19 protein-coding genes are annotated in these 17,778 nt (G+C 69.7%); 9 read left to right on the forward strand and 10 right to left on the reverse strand.

Features of this window, described 5'->3' with window-relative positions; genetic code table 11:
* Nucleotides 1-32: 32 nt before the first annotated feature.
* Nucleotides 33-1,208 (reverse strand): serine hydrolase domain-containing protein, encoded by a 1,176-nt coding sequence (locus tag ACZ4K2_RS27450; RefSeq protein WP_360819408.1) that lies wholly within the window; start codon nt 1,206-1,208, stop codon nt 33-35.
* A 71-nt stretch (nt 1,209-1,279) separates the two neighbouring features.
* Nucleotides 1,280-2,623, reverse strand: a complete 1,344-nt coding sequence (locus tag ACZ4K2_RS27455; protein WP_360819410.1) for a transcriptional regulator — start codon at nt 2,621-2,623, stop codon at nt 1,280-1,282.
* Between the two features lie 253 nt (nt 2,624-2,876).
* Here ACZ4K2_RS27455 and ACZ4K2_RS27460 point away from each other — a divergent pair, with 253 nt between their 5' ends.
* From ACZ4K2_RS27460 to ACZ4K2_RS27480, 5 genes are all read left to right on the forward strand, one after another.
* A complete protein-coding gene (locus ACZ4K2_RS27460) occupies nt 2,877-3,371 on the forward strand; it encodes an ATP-binding protein (protein WP_360819413.1) in 495 nt (164 codons plus the stop codon).
* Nucleotides 3,371-3,697, forward strand: coding sequence for a hypothetical protein (locus ACZ4K2_RS27465; protein WP_215188025.1), 327 nt, complete (start codon nt 3,371-3,373; stop codon nt 3,695-3,697). The genes ACZ4K2_RS27460 and ACZ4K2_RS27465 overlap by 1 nt, the downstream gene beginning before the upstream one ends.
* Nucleotides 3,698-3,831: 134 nt before the next feature.
* Nucleotides 3,832-3,999, forward strand: a complete 168-nt coding sequence (locus ACZ4K2_RS27470; RefSeq protein WP_004939628.1) for a hypothetical protein — start codon at nt 3,832-3,834, stop codon at nt 3,997-3,999.
* Nucleotides 4,000-4,091: 92 nt separating this feature from the next.
* On the forward strand, nt 4,092-5,288 hold the full coding sequence (locus ACZ4K2_RS27475; protein WP_360819418.1) for a JmjC domain-containing protein: 1,197 nt from the start codon (nt 4,092-4,094) through the stop codon (nt 5,286-5,288).
* Nucleotides 5,222-6,079 carry an aldo/keto reductase gene (locus ACZ4K2_RS27480; protein WP_360819421.1) on the forward strand — a complete coding sequence of 286 codons (858 nt, stop codon included), beginning with the start codon at nt 5,222-5,224 and terminating at the stop codon, nt 6,077-6,079. The genes ACZ4K2_RS27475 and ACZ4K2_RS27480 overlap by 67 nt, the downstream gene beginning before the upstream one ends.
* Here the strand turns inward: ACZ4K2_RS27480 and ACZ4K2_RS27485 are convergent.
* The gene (locus ACZ4K2_RS27485) at nt 6,076-6,924 is read right to left on the reverse strand and encodes a hypothetical protein (RefSeq protein ID WP_467468035.1); all 849 of its coding nucleotides are present in this window, start codon (nt 6,922-6,924) and stop codon (nt 6,076-6,078) included. The two genes, ACZ4K2_RS27480 and ACZ4K2_RS27485, sit on opposite strands and share 4 nt — an antisense overlap.
* A gap of 97 nt (nt 6,925-7,021) precedes the next feature.
* On the opposite strand from ACZ4K2_RS27485, the gene ACZ4K2_RS27490 reads away from it, so the two are divergent.
* Together ACZ4K2_RS27490 and ACZ4K2_RS27495 are read left to right on the forward strand one after the other, a co-directional pair.
* On the forward strand, nt 7,022-7,819 hold the full coding sequence (locus ACZ4K2_RS27490; protein ID WP_360819427.1) for a class I SAM-dependent methyltransferase: 798 nt from the start codon (nt 7,022-7,024) through the stop codon (nt 7,817-7,819).
* Between the two features lie 77 nt (nt 7,820-7,896).
* A complete protein-coding gene (locus ACZ4K2_RS27495) occupies nt 7,897-8,850 on the forward strand; it encodes an FAD-dependent oxidoreductase (protein WP_360819430.1) in 954 nt (317 codons plus the stop codon).
* A gap of 48 nt (nt 8,851-8,898) precedes the next feature.
* On the opposite strand, the gene ACZ4K2_RS27500 is transcribed toward ACZ4K2_RS27495, so the two are convergent.
* A complete protein-coding gene (locus tag ACZ4K2_RS27500; RefSeq protein ID WP_360819433.1) occupies nt 8,899-9,603 on the reverse strand; it encodes a nucleotidyltransferase domain-containing protein in 705 nt (234 codons plus the stop codon).
* A 189-nt stretch (nt 9,604-9,792) separates the two neighbouring features.
* Between ACZ4K2_RS27500 and ACZ4K2_RS27505 the strand changes: the two genes are divergently transcribed.
* Together ACZ4K2_RS27505 and ACZ4K2_RS27510 are read left to right on the forward strand one after the other, a co-directional pair.
* Complete coding sequence (locus ACZ4K2_RS27505; protein ID WP_053637912.1) at nt 9,793-10,146, forward strand: SPDY domain-containing protein; 354 nt, start codon at nt 9,793-9,795, stop codon at nt 10,144-10,146.
* Between the two features lie 68 nt (nt 10,147-10,214).
* The gene (locus ACZ4K2_RS27510) at nt 10,215-11,036 is read left to right on the forward strand and encodes an SPDY domain-containing protein (RefSeq protein ID WP_360819488.1); all 822 of its coding nucleotides are present in this window, start codon (nt 10,215-10,217) and stop codon (nt 11,034-11,036) included.
* A gap of 254 nt (nt 11,037-11,290) precedes the next feature.
* Here the strand turns inward: ACZ4K2_RS27510 and ACZ4K2_RS27515 are convergent, their stop codons facing one another.
* The 6 genes from ACZ4K2_RS27515 to ACZ4K2_RS27540 form a co-directional block, all read right to left on the reverse strand.
* On the reverse strand, nt 11,291-11,671 hold the full coding sequence (locus ACZ4K2_RS27515; RefSeq protein ID WP_360819437.1) for a hypothetical protein: 381 nt from the start codon (nt 11,669-11,671) through the stop codon (nt 11,291-11,293).
* A gap of 103 nt (nt 11,672-11,774) precedes the next feature.
* Nucleotides 11,775-13,511, reverse strand: coding sequence for a relaxase/mobilization nuclease domain-containing protein (locus ACZ4K2_RS27520; RefSeq protein ID WP_360819440.1), 1,737 nt, complete (start codon nt 13,509-13,511; stop codon nt 11,775-11,777).
* Nucleotides 13,508-13,861, reverse strand: a complete 354-nt coding sequence (locus ACZ4K2_RS27525) for a plasmid mobilization protein (RefSeq protein WP_360819443.1) — start codon at nt 13,859-13,861, stop codon at nt 13,508-13,510. The genes ACZ4K2_RS27520 and ACZ4K2_RS27525 overlap by 4 nt, the downstream gene beginning before the upstream one ends.
* 357 nt (nt 13,862-14,218) lie before the next feature.
* The gene (locus ACZ4K2_RS27530; protein ID WP_360819447.1) at nt 14,219-15,508 is read right to left on the reverse strand and encodes a hypothetical protein; all 1,290 of its coding nucleotides are present in this window, start codon (nt 15,506-15,508) and stop codon (nt 14,219-14,221) included.
* Between the two features lie 211 nt (nt 15,509-15,719).
* On the reverse strand, nt 15,720-16,421 hold the full coding sequence (locus ACZ4K2_RS27535; protein WP_360819491.1) for an ATP-binding protein: 702 nt from the start codon (nt 16,419-16,421) through the stop codon (nt 15,720-15,722).
* Nucleotides 16,418-17,350, reverse strand: a complete 933-nt coding sequence (locus ACZ4K2_RS27540) for a hypothetical protein (RefSeq protein ID WP_360819450.1) — start codon at nt 17,348-17,350, stop codon at nt 16,418-16,420. The genes ACZ4K2_RS27535 and ACZ4K2_RS27540 overlap by 4 nt, the downstream gene beginning before the upstream one ends.
* Nucleotides 17,351-17,778 lie beyond the last annotated feature (428 nt).

The raw sequence follows: 17,778 nt of genomic DNA on the forward strand, positions 1-17,778 counted from the left end.
GTGCCGAATGATCGCAACACGCGACCATCAGGTCATTGCGTCAGGGATCGGCGCACTGCCTCGGCCAACGAGGCCGCTCGCACATCGTCGCCGCCTCCGATGACGCGGTTCATCACGTAGGCGAATGCAACCCCGTGCTCCGAGTCGGCGAAGGCGAGTGACCCCCCTCGGCCAGTGTGACCGAAAGAGCTCGGCCCGATCATCGGATTGCTCTTGGTGGGCAGCATGTACCCGGCGCTGAAGCGGCTGGGGATCAGCATGACCTGGTCCTTCCCGCTGGCCTGCTCCTCGGTCGCTGACGCCAGGGCGTCCGGGGAGAGCAGGCGCACGCCGTCCACCTCGCCGATCAGCGCGGCGTACATGCGGGCAAGAGCGCGTGCGGTGCCGATGCCGTTGGAGGCCGGGAGTTCTGCGGCCTGTACCTCCGGTGAGTCGAAGTCGATTTCGGGTGGGTCGGTGACGGCGTAGGCCCTGTTGTTGAATGAGTTCGGGTCCCGCCACGCGGCGACCTGCTCGCGGAGTTCCTCGGGCACCGACTCCGTGGGCAGGGTGGTGAGGTCAACCTCCGGCCGCTGGTACACCATGCGGCTGACTCGGTCGCGCTCGCCAGCGGGCAAGCCAATGAAGAAGTCCAAGCCCAGTGGGGCCGCGATCTCGTCGGCGAAGAAGCGGCCCGGTGAGCGGCCGGACACCCGGCGGATCACCTCGCCGACCAGCCAGCCCCAGGTCCGGCCGTGGTATCCGTGCGCTGTGCCCGGAGTCCAGAGGGGGCGTTGTGCGGCCAGTGCCGCCGCCATCGGGTGCCAGGCCAGCGCATCCTTCAACGGCACCGGCTGGTCCAGCGCGACAAGGCCGGCCTGGTGGGACAGGAGCCAGCGCACCGGGATGTCCGCCTTGCCGTTCGCGGCGAACTCCGGCCAGTACTTCGCGACAGGTGCGTCCAGGTCGAGTGCTCCGCGCTCGACCAGCATGTGCACGGCGGAGGCGGTCGCTCCCTTGGTCGCCGAGTAGACCAGTTGCAGCGTGTCCCGCGTCCAGGGACGACCGGTTTCGGCGTCGGCCACGCCACCCCACAGGTCCACCACCGGTCGGCCGTTCCGGTACACGCAGACCGCCGCCCCGAGGTCTCCGTGCCGGGTGAAGTTCTCCATGAACGCCGCCCGCACCGGCTCGAATCCGGGGGCTACCTCACCGTAGATCGTCGTCATGTCGGCCATCCTGGCAGTTTTGCAGCCCTCTTCACCGAGACGGGCTCGTCTCGGTGGTCGGACGGTCGACATCAAACGGCGACGGACAGTTCCTGCAGGCGTTCGCGGAACTCGCGGACGGGAGGTACGGACTTGTGCGGCTCCAGCCGTGTGGAGAACTCCTTGAGGCGGTTCAGGGCCCGGATGGAGCTGACACTGTCCTCCAGCAGTTCGGCGCCGTAGTTCGCGGCGTCCAACGCACCCTCCAGGTCACCGCCGGCGAGCCGCGCCTCAGCCAGACGGCTGGACCGTACCGCCTTGTCCCGGGGGGCGGCTCTCGCCACGGACGTCTCCAGGGAACTGGTCGCGCGTTCCACCTGCCCCGAGCGCAACAGGACCTTTCCCTCGGTCGACCGCAGTTGTGCCTCGCCGAACCAGTCGAGCCAGTCAGGGTTCTCGTCCGTCACGTGGCGTTCCCAGAGGGAGGTGGCACGGCTGAGTGCCGTGCCTGCCTCGCGGTGGTCGCCGTCGCGCGAGAGCGCCTCTGCCTTGTGCAGGTAGAGGAACGACTGGGTGCAGGGCGACAGAGAGCGTGGCGCGTTGTCGATGGCGGTCGAGATGAGGTCGACACGCTCGGCGGTGCGCCCGGCCTCGGAGACGTGCACGCCCATCTCCGCGAGGATGAATGCGCCAAAGGCGTCATCGTCGGCGGTGCGGGCGCTGCGCAGGGCGCCGACGTAATAGCGCTGCCCTGCGGATCGGAGGCCGGCGTCGTAGGCCATCCATCCGGTCAGGTGGGACACGCGGGCGGCCAGCGCGTACAGCCGGAGCCTGACCTTGTCGGTGTAGCGGCCAGTGCTGAGGAGACCGGTGACCAGAGCCAGGTCGCCTCGCGCCTGTTCCAGTAGTCGAGCGCCGCCAAGCTGGTCGTCGAGCGTGCGGAGGGTGCTGATGCGCTGCTCGATCGTCGAGACCATCGTGTCCGTGACCCGGTCACCGTTGAGTGCCGCAGCCATGGCGGATGGCGCGTCCACCCAGCTCGCCGCGAGGCCCGTCAGAGCGGCCCCCGTGATGGTGAGGAAGCCTCTGCGATCCATCCGTCCACTCCCCACCAGATCGGACAACGCCTCGACGGTACCGGCCTCTGTCCAGGGAGCGGTAAGCCCGGTCACCTCCCAGACCGGGAGCCAGCGGGGCCATCCCTCCGCACGAGCCTGCTCATACGGGACGCCCAGCAGGTCGGCCAGGACGCGCTGGGCGTCCGCGTCCGGCTCCTGACCCTGTGCCCACTTCCAGACAGTCGTCCGGTTGGTCGCCAGCGGGATACCGAGCTTCCTCCCGTGGTCCTGCATGAGCCGGGCGAATTCGGCCTTGCCCCATCCACGCGTCTGGAGGAGGAAGCTCAGTGGATGGACTGCTAACGGTTCGGCAGGCACGTCATCACTCCTGTCATCCCCTCAAGGCGTAGCTGCGAGGCTACTTCTCGTGTCCGAGTACGGGGAGGGCGTCCCCAGGAGAAACCCCCTAGAAACGTTCCGGCGGGCCGGGACGGCGTCGTTGACTGAGCATCAGCCGCTGGCAAGCGACCTCAGTTGAACGCTTGCGGTGCGGTTCCTCAGATCGGCGGCTCCATTCCCGCGCCCCCCGTCGGGGATGGAGCCGCTCTCCAGCTTCTCGGAGGCGTCCGCCATGCCCACGCTCGTCCATCGGTTCGTCCTCACGGGTACCGAATCCGAGGTGCCCCTGGCTCGACGCGAGATCGTCGACAAGGTACGCGCATGGGGTGTGCCACTGGACGAGGAGACCGCCGACGCCATCCGACTCGTCGCCTGCGAACTCATCACCAACGCCGTGGTTCACGGGGCGGGGCCGATCATGGTCACCCTCTCCAACCAGCCCGGTCGCTTGGTGATCGAGGTCCGGGATGGTGATCCGTCGGTGCCGCGGACCGGAGGTGCCCAACCGGACGACGAGCATGGGCGCGGTCTGGCGCTGGTCCGACTACTCGCGGCGCACTGTGCCTGGGAGCCCGCCGGACTCGGTAAGCGGGTATGGGCCGAGATGGCACTACCCACGGTGGTTGAGAGAAGCCCTGCCGCCACCGATCGGCGTGGCTTATCCGCGATGTGGGCCAAGTGCCGGGGCGGAGTCCAGCCTGAATTGCTGACGCTGGCAGTCGCGTGATGGGGAGACACGCCGTACGGGCCGATCCGGACCGCGATGTGGTCTTCCGCCTCACCCGCCGCGACATCGACCCCGTCACCGGCGAGCCGACGGCCTACGCGCTGTGGGACCGGCATGAATGGCAAACCCATGGCGAGTGCTGGCTGTGGTGTGGCCGTGACGACGTCGAGGTGACGTGGATCGGGCCCGTCCGGTCGAGCGGCATGCACGCGGCCCTCTTCGCCTGCCGCGCGTGCCTCTACGAGCTGGACCAGCGCGTCCTGGAGGCCAACATGCGCCAGGACTCGGCCGTCCTCCAGGTGAGTAACCGGGTCGCCTGGTCGTAGGCGCGGAGTCCGAGCTCACCGATCCCCCACCCAAAGACCGCCGCCTCACGGAATCCATCTCTCCCACGGCCGTGAGGCGGCCATGAGCTCCCGCCGGACCCCCGGCGGGAGACCCGAAGAGGAAGGAGCACGAGGTGGAAGAGCGTACGGCACCGCCTCCGGCCCGTAGCGGCCTGCTGATGGCGGTCGAGGAGCTGACCGCCGTGCACGACCGGTACGACAGCCTCCGGTCCGACAACGCCGGAAGCTCCGGCGACGCGCCGTGGCCGGGCGGCGACGGCAACCTGCACGACAGCGAGTAGGCACGCACGCACCAAGCGGCGGGGCCGGCACGACTGGTCGTGTCGGCCCCGCCGTGTCTACGTCAGGCGACCACACCGTTGGAGGCACAGCGATGGAACATCGATTGATCACCGCGATCGAGACAGCACTCGGGTGGAGCGGAGCCGAGGAACTGGGCAAGGGCTTCGCGCGGGGCGGTCTGGAAGACCCCGCGCTCCTCTCCCGCCTCCTGACCCCCAACCGGTTGCTCGACATCGCCATGCGCAGGAGCTTGTACCGCCCGCAGTTCAGGTGCTTCCAGAAGGGTGTGGAGGTGCACCCGGCCGTCTACTACACCGACAGTGTCAGCCCCCGGGGCCAGAGCATCCCCATGGTCAACATGCGCAGCCTCGGAAACCTCCTGCGAGAAGGCGCGACGCTCATCCTCGACCAGGCCAACGTCTTCGACCCGACGATGGAGGTCGCCTGCCGGGCGCTGCAGTGGTGGTCCCATGAGCGCGTGCAGGTCAACGCGTACCTGACGACGAACGACGCCGCCGGCTTCCCCCTGCACTGGGACGACCACGACGTCGTGATCGTGCAGCTCGCCGGCGAGAAGGAGTGGGAGGTGCGTGCGGCTTCCCGCAAGGTCCCCATGTACCGGGACTCCGACCCCAACAGCACCCCGAGCGACGAGATCATCTGGTCCGGCGTAATGAGGACCGGCGACGTCATGCACATCCCCCGAGGCCACTGGCACCAGGCAACCCGGAACGGCAGCGGCTCGGGCAAGAGCCTCCACGTCACCTTCGGCATCACCAAACGCACCGGCGCCAGCTGGCTCGCCTGGCTCGCCGACTGGTGCCGCGAGAACGAGATCTTCAGGCACGACCTGGACCGCTGGCACGGTCCCGACAGCGCACCCCTGACCGAGGCCGCCACGACGCTGCTCGGCGAGCGCTCCCCGGCCGCATACCTGGCCGCGTACGAGCAGCAGACGACACTGCCCCGGCACGTGCCGTTCCTCGACATCCTCGGGCCGCTGGACGCCGTGGTGTGCACCACCCACTTCCCTCCCCGGATCCAGGAGAGCGGGGAGACCGTCGACGTCTTGGCCTCGGGGAAGAAGCTGACCCTCGCGGCCAAGGCCCTGCCGGCGCTGCGTTTGCTCCTGAGCGGTAGGCCGGTCGTGCTGGAACAGGCCGCGGCCCTCGTCGGGGCCGAAGTGGCGGAGGTCGCCGAGATCCTGGTGGAGGAGGAGTTGTGCGCGGTCCTGACCCCCGAGTTGTCCTCGGGCTACACCGGTCTCGTCACGAACGCCGGCTCCTGACCGGCGCGCTGGATCTGGGCGTCACCGCGCTCGACACCAGCACCAACTACGCCGGCTTCCGCTCGCACCAGATCCTGGCCCGGACAGCCGGTGACCTGCTGCCGAAGTTCACGGTCTCCACGAAGGTCGGCTACTTCCCGGGACCCGATGGGGCGGAGCACTCCCTGGATCCCGTGCGGCTGAAGGCGGCCGTGGAAGAGGCGGCCAAAGACCTCGGACGTGCGCCGGACATTGTGTTCCTGCACAATCCGGAACAGTCGCTCCGGCAAGCCGTGCCGTACAAGAAGGATCTGCTTGCCGCGGCGTGTACGGCCCTGGATGACGCAACAGCGAAGGGGCTGTGCGCCGCGTGGGGCGTCGCGTCGTGGGATCCGTCCCCGCTTCTGAGCATGGTCGCGCCGACCGTGCCGAGGCCATCGGTCCTCATGGTCCGCGCCGGATTGCTGGTCGGAGCCAGAACGCTGGACGCAGCGGACACCCTCATCGACGCCTGGGATCTCAGCGATGGCGAGGTCTGGGGGATGAGCCCCTTTGGGGGCACCACCAATGCGTCCGTATGGGACAGGGTCGACCCGCGCCTCTTCCTTCAGGCCGACGGCCGGCTCTCCCGCGTCCAGGCAGCATTCAGAACCGCCTATCACCTCCCGCGGGTCGGCTCCATCGCCGTGGGCACCGACGAACCGGCCCACCTGGGGGAACTCGTGGGAGCGCTGGCAGGCCAGGTGGAGGAGAGGACCGTGCAGGAGTACCGGAGGCTCCTCCGCGACCGCTCGGGTGATCAGTCCTCCTAAAGCTCCTTGATGACCCGCCCGGCCATGCGCCGCGCTGGCTCCAACCGCGGATCTTCCGGGTGCGCGTACGGCCCGAGGATCTTCGAGCAGACGAACAGCGTCATCAGCTTGCCGTCCCGGCTCTCGAAGTCCCGCCGACGCTCCTGCCGTACACGATCGGCCAGAGACGGGACGGCAAGCGAGCTCCCCCACAGGGAAGCGGAGTCCAGCCCCTGCGGGGCGTTCCCCCAGTCCTCCCAGTCGAAGAGACTGAACACCGGCGCCGTCACGTTGGCCCAGTTCAGGTCGGCATGGGCCGGCACCCAACGCTGGACGGTCGTATCGAAGTCGCCGGGAAAGACAGCTCGGATGGACTCAGTGACCAACGCCTGGGTGATGGTGTCGGTGTCGGGTGTGGCGAACCGCCTCGTCTGGTGTGCTGCCAGCGCGTCCAGAGAGGCGTTCAACCCGTCCCACCACTCGTCCGGGAGTTCGGGGGTCTCGCTCAGAATGGCGTTTCCGACGGGAGCGGCCGGAAGGAGGTCCGTTTCGTCGGCCCGCCACATCACCGGTTCGCTCGCGTCTCGCCAGACGACGCATCCCCGCCATGTCGGCTGGGCGACGCCACCCAAGCGGGCGGCGCATTCCGCGCCGTTCCATCCTTGATCGCTGATTTTGTCGAGCAAGCGTCGCTCGATGCGGACCCAGGTCTCGCGGTCTGTCCGGGTTCCCACGGACCGGCGCTTACGCACCACCGTGCCCGGGAGGAAACGCACCTGCAGAGACCGCGCGACGCGATCCAGAACCTCGTCAACCGGCTGTACGCGTAGGTCAACAGCCTGACTCGTGGAGACCGAGAGCGTCATACACGCGACCGTAGCAGCGGGGCAGCGAGAGGTAGTCCAACACGAGGATCCAGCAGCTACGTTCGGCTACATCCAGTACCTCACGGGACGAGATCACATGAGTCTGTTCGCAGGAACCGCCAGCTACTACCGTCAGTTCCGCCCCGGCATTCCGGAAGACGTCGCCGAGGCCCTGGACAAGGCCGCTCCGTCCCCGTCCGGGGGTCGGCGTCGCCTGCTGGACGTCGGCACCGGTACCGGACTGGTTGCCGAGGCACTGCTCGATCGGTTCGACGACATCATCGCCATCGACACCGACGCCGACATGCTGGCCGCGGCGGAATCGGCGCTGCGCCCGAAACTGCCCCAGGGCACGCACTTGTCGCTCATCGAGAGCACCGCAGAGGACTTCCTGCCACCCGCCGGCTGGAAAGCCGACCTGGTCACGATCTGCCGTGCGTTCCATTGGCTCGACCAGCCCGCCGTCCTGGCCCGCCTGGACGATCAGGTCGCACCCGACGGTCTCGTGGCCATCTTCGGAGACACCAGCTTCTGGACCGCGACCAGTCCGTGGAAGGAAGCCGTTCAGGACGTCGTCAGGACATTCCTAGGCGAGGAACGGCGTGCGGGCTCCGGCACCTTTCAGCACCACAACCGCCCGTACAGCGAGATCATGGAGGAGTCGCATTTCGATCGGGTCGAGGAGGCGCGGATCCCTGTGCGCCGCACCTGGACCGCCGAGAGCATCCTCGGCTACCTCTACTCCACCTCCTTCGCCGCACCCCATCTCTTCGGTGACCGGCTGCCGGCATTTGAGACCGCGGTCAGGGAGCGGCTCGCGGCCTTCAGCGAGGACGACACCTTTCCTGAGGAGAACGAATTCCTGATCCGCTTTGGGCGGCGGAGTGGGAGATGAGCGCGGCAGCGCGAGACGCGGCCTGGCGCAGCGCGCGGGCACGCCCAGCGAGATCCACGGCGCCTAGGGTGAGACACATGACCGCAGGGGAGTGCGTTGTCGTTGTCGGGGCTGGGGTGGCTGGGCTCACCACGGCCGTTGTCCTCGCCGAGGCCGGGGCTTCGGTGCACGTGATCGCCGAGCAGGCGCCGGGGGTCACGTCGCTGGCGGCCGGGGCGATGTGGGGGCCTTACCTGGTCGAGCCGAAGGACAAGGTCGACCAGTGGGGACAACGGTCCCTGGAGATCTTCCGCGAGCTGGCCCAGGACCCGGCGACGGGCGTCCGGCTCACCAGTGGCATCGAGGCGTCCCGCACGGCCAAAGCCGCGCCGGACTGGGCCACCACTTTGCCGGGTTTCCGACCGTGCGAGCGGGCCGAACTTCCGGCCGGGTTCACGGCGGGTTACCGGTTCACCGTGCCACTGATCGACATGCCCACCTACCTCGACTACCTCCTGCGTCGGCTCCGCGATGCCGGAGGTGTGGTCGAGCGGCGACGGCTGATTTCGCTATCGGACGCCGGTCCGGCTTCGGTGATCGTCAACTGCGCGGGCCTTGGCGCACGCGACCTGGTTCCGGACCCTGACCTCCGGCCCATCCGCGGCCAGCACGTCGTCGTCACCAACCCCGGGCTGACCGAGTTCTTCTCCGAGGACACCGGTCTCTCGCCCGATCTGCTGTGCTTCTATCCTCACGGCGACACCGTCGTCCTGGGCGGCACAGCGATCGACGGTGAGGGCGATCTGGCCCCCGATGACAAGGCGGCGGCCGGTATCCTCGCCCGCTGTGCCGAGGTCGAGCCCCGACTCGCCCAGGCCCGTGTCCTGGAGCACCGGGTCGGCGCTCGACCGACCCGCGCCACGGTCCGTGTGGAGGAAGAGGTGGGGGAGGACGGCACCGTGGTCGTGCACAACTACGGGCACGGAGGTGCTGGCGTCACGCTGTCGTGGGGGTGCGCCGAGGAGACTCGGGATTTGCTGTCGATCGCGTGATCTGCACGTGGAGGAACAGACGTTGCGACGTCCGCAGCGCGGGATCGCTCAGGGCGCCCCGACACGCTTGTAGCCGAACCACAACCGGCCACCGGTCTGCCCGAGCACCTCGTCCACGACGGCCACGAGGGGCTCGGGTTTCCCGCCCAGTACCTCCTGTAGGCCCTGGTGGAGGCGTGTGCTGAGCCCTGGCGCGGTTGTCTCAAGGCGGCGTGCCAGCCACTTCCCACCGCCACCCCACGAACCGCCAACGGCCAGTGCCAGCTCACCGGTGCGTCGCACCAGTTCGGTCGCGATGAACAGGCGCTCGCTCTGGTCGTGGCTTCCCGCGAGGTCGTCGAGGAGGTCGGTGATTGCGTAGCGGCGGTCGTCCATCTCTTCCGACGACACCGGGGGTGGTCCGGCGGCGGTCAGCTTCCGGGCCTGTGCGGCGAGGCGGGCTCCGAGTCCATCGGTGTCGAAGAGCAGCAGCCCGTCGGCACACATCCACAGCAGCGGCGACCGGCGCTTGCGCAGCTCCCTTTCGACGTAGGCGTGCCACGTCGCCTCGGTGTGAACGAACATCTCCACCGGCCAGTCGGCGTACTGGAGGCTCGCCCGGTAGGGGGCTGGGGCTCCGTGGAGCAGGACCACGACGTCGAGGTCCGACGTGGCCGTTCGGCGGCCCGTCACGACGCTGCCGCCCAGGAACGCGGCTCGTGCTTCGGGGTGATGTTCCTCTACGACAGCGCGTGCGGCCTCGATCGCATCCATGCGGCAACTATCAGCACTGTCCCCGCCGCGCGCACGCTCTTTCTCTGTGCGACTGCGATGTCTCGCCCTCTGCGTCTCAGTTCGCCGGGGGCAGACAGCGAAGATCCACGAATGACTGGCCAACGCGGCAGCGGCATGTGAACCTGGACGACCTTCTCGCGAAGCACCAGGTCAGAGAGGTGATTGTCTGTGACTGCGGCGCCCCAGGGGCCCGGATTCTCCACCACTGTCGAGGCCCTGCGGCTGCGCGAGTGGCTGCTCGGCCCGGGCCAGGCCACGCTCGTGATGGATCAGTTCTCCGCCGACGACTTCCACCTGGTCGTGGACGACCGCGCGGACGTACACGTCAATTCGAAGGACGGTCGCTTCTACCTTGGATGGTTCCCGCTTGGGCGCCCTGGCACCGACGGCGAGGGATGGAAGATCGCCGTCACCGGTACGGCCAAGGTGCGCGGCTACCAGATGTCCTTCGACACCGAGACGCCGGCCGATGTCGTCGCCGCCGCAGTTGCACGCGTGCTGGAGACGTCCCAGCAGCTGTGACTGCCAGAAGCTCCAGCCCCTCGGGCACCCTCGATGTCCGCGCTAGCGGCATCAAAATCACCAAGCTCTTGGAGGGGTACCTGCATCCCGACTTCCCGATCGGCCCACCTAGCCCGGCGAACGTCCCGTCCGCGTACTGGGTCGGTCCACGGCACCTGGCCGGTGACGACGGGCGCCTGTACGACGCTGTCGCCGATACGCTCGCCGGCCTCGGCTGGACGAGCCTGACGATCGTCCGCGGGCGCCAGCAGCCGGACGAGGCGCTGGAGGACCGACAGGTCCTGCGCAGCACCGTCCTGCACATCAGTCCCGACTCCCTGCGGTGGGCGCAGTGGGTCTTGCCGGACGAGCCGTTCCACCTGGGGAACCTGCCGATCGCCTGGCAGGTGTCCGCTCGTTCGGACCCGAGCAGCCCGCTCGCCCAGTGGTCGGCCTACTTCACCCCCGATGTCCCGGGAGAGGTCCTCGGCACCTTCCTCGCCGCGCTCGACGCCCGCGATCAGCCGGCCATGCCGCTCGGTGGCCCCGAGCTGGTCCTCGACGCGGTTACGGCGCACGGGTGGCTGCGTGACGTAGACCAGCCCGGCACGGGAGCGGTGGACCCGACGTTCGCCTCCCACGTCCGCCTCGGCGAGGTGCCGCCCCTCATCCAGGATGGCGACCCACTCGCGCTGGTGGCTGAGGCGGACGAGGCGGCCCTGGCCGGGTGGCAGGCGTGGGCGGAGCCGGTGCTCGGAGCGGGCTACCTGTGGGCGGCGTCCTTCGGCCCCAGCGTGCCGCACGACCTCGTCGCCGCCTTCGCCGATTCCCTCAGTTCCAGCGCACCGGTGCTGCGTCGGGTGGTGCCGGAGAGCACCCATGACCGGCTCCTGCGCGCTCCAGCCGGCTGAGGGCCATCCAACACATAGAAGCCGGGCCTCCCCTCGGGGAGGCCCGGCCTCATGCTGCTGTGCCCTGGTCGGCGTCCTCGTGCGTCACGGTCTGAGTTGTTGAGAGCGGTCCGCCTCCACGCCTGGTGCTTCGTTCGGCGTGACGAGTCCTACCGGCTATCGCATGGGACGCACACGCCTCTGTGTCAGATGCCAGATCGGTCTTTGGAGCCGGTCACCAGCGCGTTGGGTACGTATCGGCGCGGGGTTCAGGGTCAGAACGCGTAGGGGGTGAAGGGGCGGATTGGGTCGACGATGAGCCCGAGGAGGCGATCGAGCTCGGCTCGCTCGTCCTCATTCATGAGCTCGACGGCGTTGCCGAGCCTCTTCACGTCGAGTCGCTCCCAGAACGGGGCCAGGAACTGGTCGAGGGCATCCGGAGCTTCGTCCATCGTGCGCCGGTAGTCCTCGTATCGCTTGTGCTGCGTCCTAATCTCGTCGAACTCGGCGCGAGTGGCCCTGCGGAGGAGGCGCAGCTCGTCCTTACTGAACGGGCGCCCGTCGAGGTGGTACCACTTGCTGGTCTCACGCTGGCGCTCGACGTCCGTGTCGCAGAGCAGGACGACGATCTCCGGTCGGGCTTGGGTCTTGGGCATACGGGTGCTCCTCATGGGAGTGGGTGAGTGGAGGCATCAATGGTCCGGAGGATCGCCGTTTTGCCCAACCGGCGATCGTCGGCTATGTTGCGACGCTTTCCGGTCAGCGGCGGCGGCTGGAATGGTTCACGGTGCCCTGCGTCAGCGGCGTGCCAGGCGCCGAGGGCCCCTGGCGCCGACTGCCTCGGGCGGGCGTCTCGTGGGAGCTTTCGGGCACGGCGGGCAGGTGGGCGCTGCGGCGCAGGCGCCAGACGAGGACGTCGCTGATGGAGGTGGCGCTGTCGAGCTCGCGCCGTCGGGCGGCTTCGGTCAGTAGGGCGGCCGGGTCGTGGCCGGCTTTCCGGGCGTCGTCGAGGGTTGCGGCCAGTGCGGGCCAGCCGTCCTCGGCCCGGATCCGTTCTGCCAGCTCCGGCAGCACCTGGCGAACAAGGTCGGCCTGCCGCTGCCGGAGGCGCGGGGCCAGGCGCCGGCCTCGATGGCTGAGGGCGGCCATGGGCTCCCCTGCGGCGGCCTGGTAGGCGGCGTGCAGATGTTCGGCGGCTTGTCGGGCTGCTGCGGCCTGCTGGCTGTGGTGCTTCTTGGCGTGCCAGTTCGCCGCGGCGGTGGCGAGGAAGAAGGCCATGTCGATGAGCATCGCGGTGGTGGCGCCGTCTTCCCCTCGGCCGAGGGCTGGCCCGCTGTGGACGAGGTCGCGGGCAGCCTGGCGCAGGGCCCGGTCATGCCCGCGTACGGCCCTCACGTGGGAACGGCTGGCCCGCTCGAACGCGAAGGCCGCCTCACGGAGTTCAGCGCGAGTGGGGGCGGCGGACGTTTTGGCGAGCGCGTCCAGCACCTCGCCTGCCGCGGCGATCTGGGCCGCTGCTGTGCCGTCGTCGCCGTTGTCGATGATCAGCAGGGCCTGCCAGGTGGCGGCGGTGGCCCGGCGGCGCGCGAACGCGGGGCCGGTCACGTCCGGCAGGGCGGGCTGCTCCGGGTAGGAGCCGTCCGCCGAATCAGCGTTCGCGGGAAGCCTCCAGCGTTCGCGGACGCGGGGCAGGGACAGATCGGGGGCTAGTTTCGAACCGGAGTAGAAGACCGGCTCACCGTCCTTGTTGCGGTCGTCGGGCAGGGCGACCTTGTAGCCGAGCAGGTCGCCGGAGGGCGCGATGCGCTTGCGGATCAGCAGACCGGCGGCGGCCAGACGGTCGAAGAACTCCTCCGTGGAGGCGGTGCCGGCGACGGCGCGGCGCACGGTCTCGCGCAGTTCCTCACGCGCCGTGCGCTTGCGGCCTTCCCGTTGGGCTTTGTGGCGTTCGGCGCTCGTGGGCCGCTGGGCGGCGGTGCCGTCGCCGGCGTGGAGGCGGCGCAGCCCGTAGTCGATCTCGATCTTACGGGCTGCGGCCTGGGAGCGTTTGCCGTCCTGGCGCAGGCGGGCCTGGCGGCCGTCCTCGCGGACGATGGTGGCGATGATGTGGATGTGGTCGTCGGCGTGCCGGACGGCCGCCCAGCGGCAGGCGGCGTCGTCGCCGTCGGGGGCGATACCGGTTGCGGCGACCATCCTGCGGGCTATCTCGCCCCACTGCTCGTCCGACAGGATCGGGTCTTCGGGGGCGGCGCGTACCGACAGGTGCCACACGTGCTCGGCGGGCCGCCGGCTCTCGGGCAGGGCCATGACCGGCTGGTCGAGCAGCCGCTGCAGATCGCCGTACGTGGCGTCGGGGTCTCGGCCGGGGTCGGGGGCAAGGCCGTCCCAGGCGGCCACCAGGTGCGGGTCGATGTGCTCCTCGTGCGTGCCGGGCCCGTACAGGTAGTGGAGCAGGCCGATGGTGCGCGTGCCCCTGGTGTGGACGCGCGGGATCACGCAGCCGCCTGGTTGTCCAGGTGCTGCTGGGTGAAGGCGTCGACCCGCTTGGCTGCGCGCTGGACGGCGGCGAGGACGGCCGCGGCCTGCGGGGCGTCGGCTCCGGAGTTCAGCGCTTTGGCTACCTGGTTGAGGTTGTTGCCGATCTGCCCGAGGTGCCGCCGCAGCGCGAACAGCTCTTGCAGCATCTCTTTCTCGCCCGCGATGTCGGCGGCGGTGCGCTCCAGGTCGCGGGCAGCGCTGAGAGCCGAGCGGGCAAGGAACCCGGCCACGCTCATATGGCACTCGGCGGCTGCCCGGACGAGGAGTTGGTACTCGTCGTCGTTCATGCGGCAGCTGGGCTGGCGCACGCGCTTCTTCTCATCACGCAGACGCTCACGCTGCTGCACACGGGGCTTCGACGGGGCAGCGTGAGCGCAGTCGGTGCTGTGGCACGTGCGCGGTTCCTCCCTCTCAGGATGCGATCCGCCCTCGGTCGCATCCTCAACGGTCGGCGCCCCCCGGTGCCGATCCGCTCCTGCCACTCCCGGGGCGGGAGAGGCAGGAGCATTGCTCCCGACGGGAGCGATGCTCCTGCACCAACTTGCTCCCGATGGGGCAGGGGTGATCAGCAGGGATTCCTCGTGGGGCATGGGGTCTTCGTGGTGCGGGGCGTGCATGGGGCCCTTCGGGTAGGGGTCTGGTTGGGAGTGCTGGTGCGGCGGGGATCAGCGGAGTGGATCGCCGGCTGCTGCCTTGAGCTGGGCCTTGAACTCGCGGACGACTCGTCCGACGCCGTCGCTGGAGACGGTGTAGCCGGCGGCGCGCAGGGCGTCCTCGACCCGGTCGCGGCCGACGCTGCCGGTCTCCTCGTAGATGCGGCGAGCGTGCTTGAGGATGACCTCGTCGGAGGCACGGGCTTTGCCGGCGTCGCGCTTCTTCCGGGCAGCCCCCTTCCGTTCGCGCTTGCCCGACACGCTGCCCGGGCTGTTGCCCGTCGGCGCCGGGCTGTCTTCGGCTTCTGCCCGTGCGGACAGCCCGGGCACCGGGCGGGCAGTCTCCGGGCGGGCAGCCGGAGGCACCTCGTCGTCACCCGCGTCCGATGGGTGTGGGCGGGCAGCTTCCTCTGCCCGCGGCAGTGGTGCCGGGCGGCTGTAGCGCGGGCGGCTGTGCCCGGATTCACGGAGAGGGTTGGGGGCCGGAATCTGCCAGCGCGGCGGCAGCGTGATGGAGGCGAGGCCGAGGGCCTGCTTGCGGGTTGCGAGCTTGCGCAGCAGCAGCTCGTCCTGGAGCGGGTCGCCGTCGACGCCGGCCCGCTCCAGCGCTTCGTGCAGACGTTCCGTCAGGCGTCGCTGCCGCCGCCTGCCGCGCTTGCGGTCGGTCATCGACTCGGCGCGCAGGATCAGGGCGACGGCTTCACTCAGCGCGCGCTCACGGATGAGGCGGGCAGCATCGGCGTCCTGGTCGGCGATCCCGAGCCGGGCCAGGAGGCGTTCGCGTGCCTGGCGGACGAGGACGGCGGCCAGGCCGCGTGAGGCGGCGTCGGGGGTGCGGTGGCGCAGCTCGATGCCCATGGCCAGGTGCCACAGCATCGCGGCCATGACCGGGCCGACGAAAGCTCGCACGGTGCCGCCGACCAGCCCGGACTCGGCGTAGGCGGGCAGAACCTGGACGGCGGTGATGACCCAGGTGAGGGTGCCGGGCAGGCCGGGTGCTTGCTTCGGGCCGTTGAGGTTCTGCCGGGCCATCAGGGCGGTGGCGAACAGGGCCAGCTCGGCGGCGGCGAACATCGCGACGCGTTCGGCGGTGCCGCCCATATCAAGGTAGTCGGCGGCGAACCGCCAGCTGGTGTCCGCGCTGTAGGCGGTGCAGCCGAGCGCGGCCATGGCCGCGACGGGCACCGCGACGGTCCCGCGCCAGCGTTTGCTGCCGGGCGGCCGGCGGCGCTGCTGGCGAATCAGCCATCCGGCGAGCAGGCCCAGCAGCACGAGAGAGATGAGGAGCGCCAGGGTTGTCACTGGGGAGGTGACCCAGTCCGGGCGGAGCGGCGTGCCGCTGTTCCGGGTGGCCAGGGAAACGAGGGTCAGAGAAGGCAGGAGGGTCTCCAAGGTGTAGAGGAACCGGGGAGGGCCGGACGACCACGGCGGAGCGTTGAGCGGTCCTGCCGCGCGGGCCGGCGCAGGCCAGGCGTGAGCGCGCGCGGCGCGGCGAGGCAGGTGGGGAGGCCGGTCAGGCGGAGGGCGCGGTGCGGCGTCGTCGGTCGGGGCCTTTGAGGATGACGCGCTCGGTCATCTCGGCGAGGCGGGAGGCGACGCGGTCACCGAGGGTGACGCGTAGCTGCTCCGTCGGGAGGTTGGTGGTGATGAGGGTGGGGAGCATGTGCTCGTAGCGGTGATTGATGAGCCGGTAGGTGAGCTCCTCGGTCCACTCGCTGGTCTTGGCCGCACCGAGGTCGTCCAGGCACAGCAGCGGGCAGCGTGCCAGGGTCTGCAGTTCACGTTCGGCGTCATGGCCGGCGCGGGGGCGCAGGCGAGCGTGGAAGTCGGCGATGGTGGTCGCCTCCCAGCGCAGGCGGACGCCACGGGCGAGCAGGGTGCGGATGGCGCCGTACGCCTGGTACGTCTTGCCCGTGCCCGTGGGGCCGGCGATCAGCAGTGACGGGCCTTCGGCGATCCCGGGCCCGCCGGGACCAGGGCGTCCGGCGCGGGCGATCTCGTCGGCCCAGGCGGTGACCTTCGGGTGGTCGGCCAGGGCGCGGCGGTAGCGGGCGGGGATCCTGGCGTCGGCGAGTTCCAGCGCGGTGACGGGCTCGGCGTGCCCTTCCTCGACGGCCGCGCTGGCGAGGTCGATGCCGCGACTGGCAAGGATGCCGTTGAGCCGGTCGGCGAGCGGGCCGACCCGGTGGGGCTCGCGGGTGAGGGTGGCGGTCAGAGGTCACCTCCGTAGGCGGCTTCGACATCGGCGGGGTTTGTCCACGCCCTGTGGACAACCGGCGCGGCGGGGGCCGCGTTCATGGCTTCGTGCACGAGGCTCGGCAACGTGCTGGGGTGCAGGCCCTTGGCGCGGTGTAGTCCGAGTCCGGCCCGGATGTGATCGGGGGCTATGCCCTCGTCGAGCAGCTTGCGCACCTGCTGGCCGAGATGGCCCAGGACGTCCTTGGGTGGCCGGTGTGTGCAAGCGGCGGCGTACTCGGCGATGAGCTGGTTGGCCGAGACGGTGCGAGGTGCGGGTGCGCTCGCGCCCCCCGAAGGGGTATCTCCTAGATCCATGATCCTAGGTCCTAGATCCGGACCGTGAGGCGTCACCGCTCCCTCGCCGAGCCCTCCCTGCTTCCTCGCGGAGGACTCCGTGAAATCGTCCTGACGTGCAGGTTCGCCATTCAGGGCGGGATTCACCGCAGGGTTGCGTACTTGCCCGGAGCCCTCACGGAGGGCTCCGGGAGACAGCGGTGCGGGCTCCGTGATGCCAGCCCCCGCAGTCGGCGTGCCGACGCCGGACGCGGTGCGAGCCGGCGTGTCGTGGCGCGGGCAGGCTGGCAGGCGGCTCGCGCTGGGGCGGTTGATCTTCTGATGCTGCCGCCAGGTGACGATGTGCAGGTAGCGCTTGTCATCCGGGCCCTTGTAGCGGCATATCAGCCCGGCGTCGGCGAGCTGGGCGAGGTCCTGCTCGACGGCGGAGGGCGTGTGTTCCGGGCGAAGGACCCACAGTTGCCCGGCGATGATCGCGGCGTGGTCACGGTGGCGGCCCTGGTCGTCAGCCTGGGTGAGCAGGCCGAAGAAGGTGCGCTCGGCGGTCAGGGAGACTGCGGCCAGGGACTCGGAGACGAAGGCTTCCGGCTTGATGGTGCGGATTCGTGCCAAGAGGGGTGGTCCTCACTCGGTGGCCGGTGGGCTGGGTGCCCACGGTTCACCGTCGGTCGGGGGCGGAGACGGGTGTGAAGGGCGGGAATGTACGGCCGTTGACGCGGGAGCGTTGATGGCCGCTCGTGCTTTCCGGGGTGTCGTCAACATAGCCACACCCACGGCGCGCAAGTCCAGCCCTATCCGGCGCAATCTCTCACGGCAGAAATGCCGCTGGAAATCGAATCGGCGAGGGCGGTGCGAAAACGGTAGGGCACGATCGGCGGTTGACCAAATAGTTGCCCCGAGTCCCGAGCCGGAAGGATCACATCCGGAAGCCGTTGACACCCCGTGCGCGGCGAAGCTACAACACAACACCCCACGTCAGAGAGGGTCTCTGGCGTTGGGACCCGTTCGGGGATCCGGCCTTGCGCAGCACCCCGACCGCC

Source organism: Streptomyces sp. NPDC025833 (assembly GCF_055558055.1).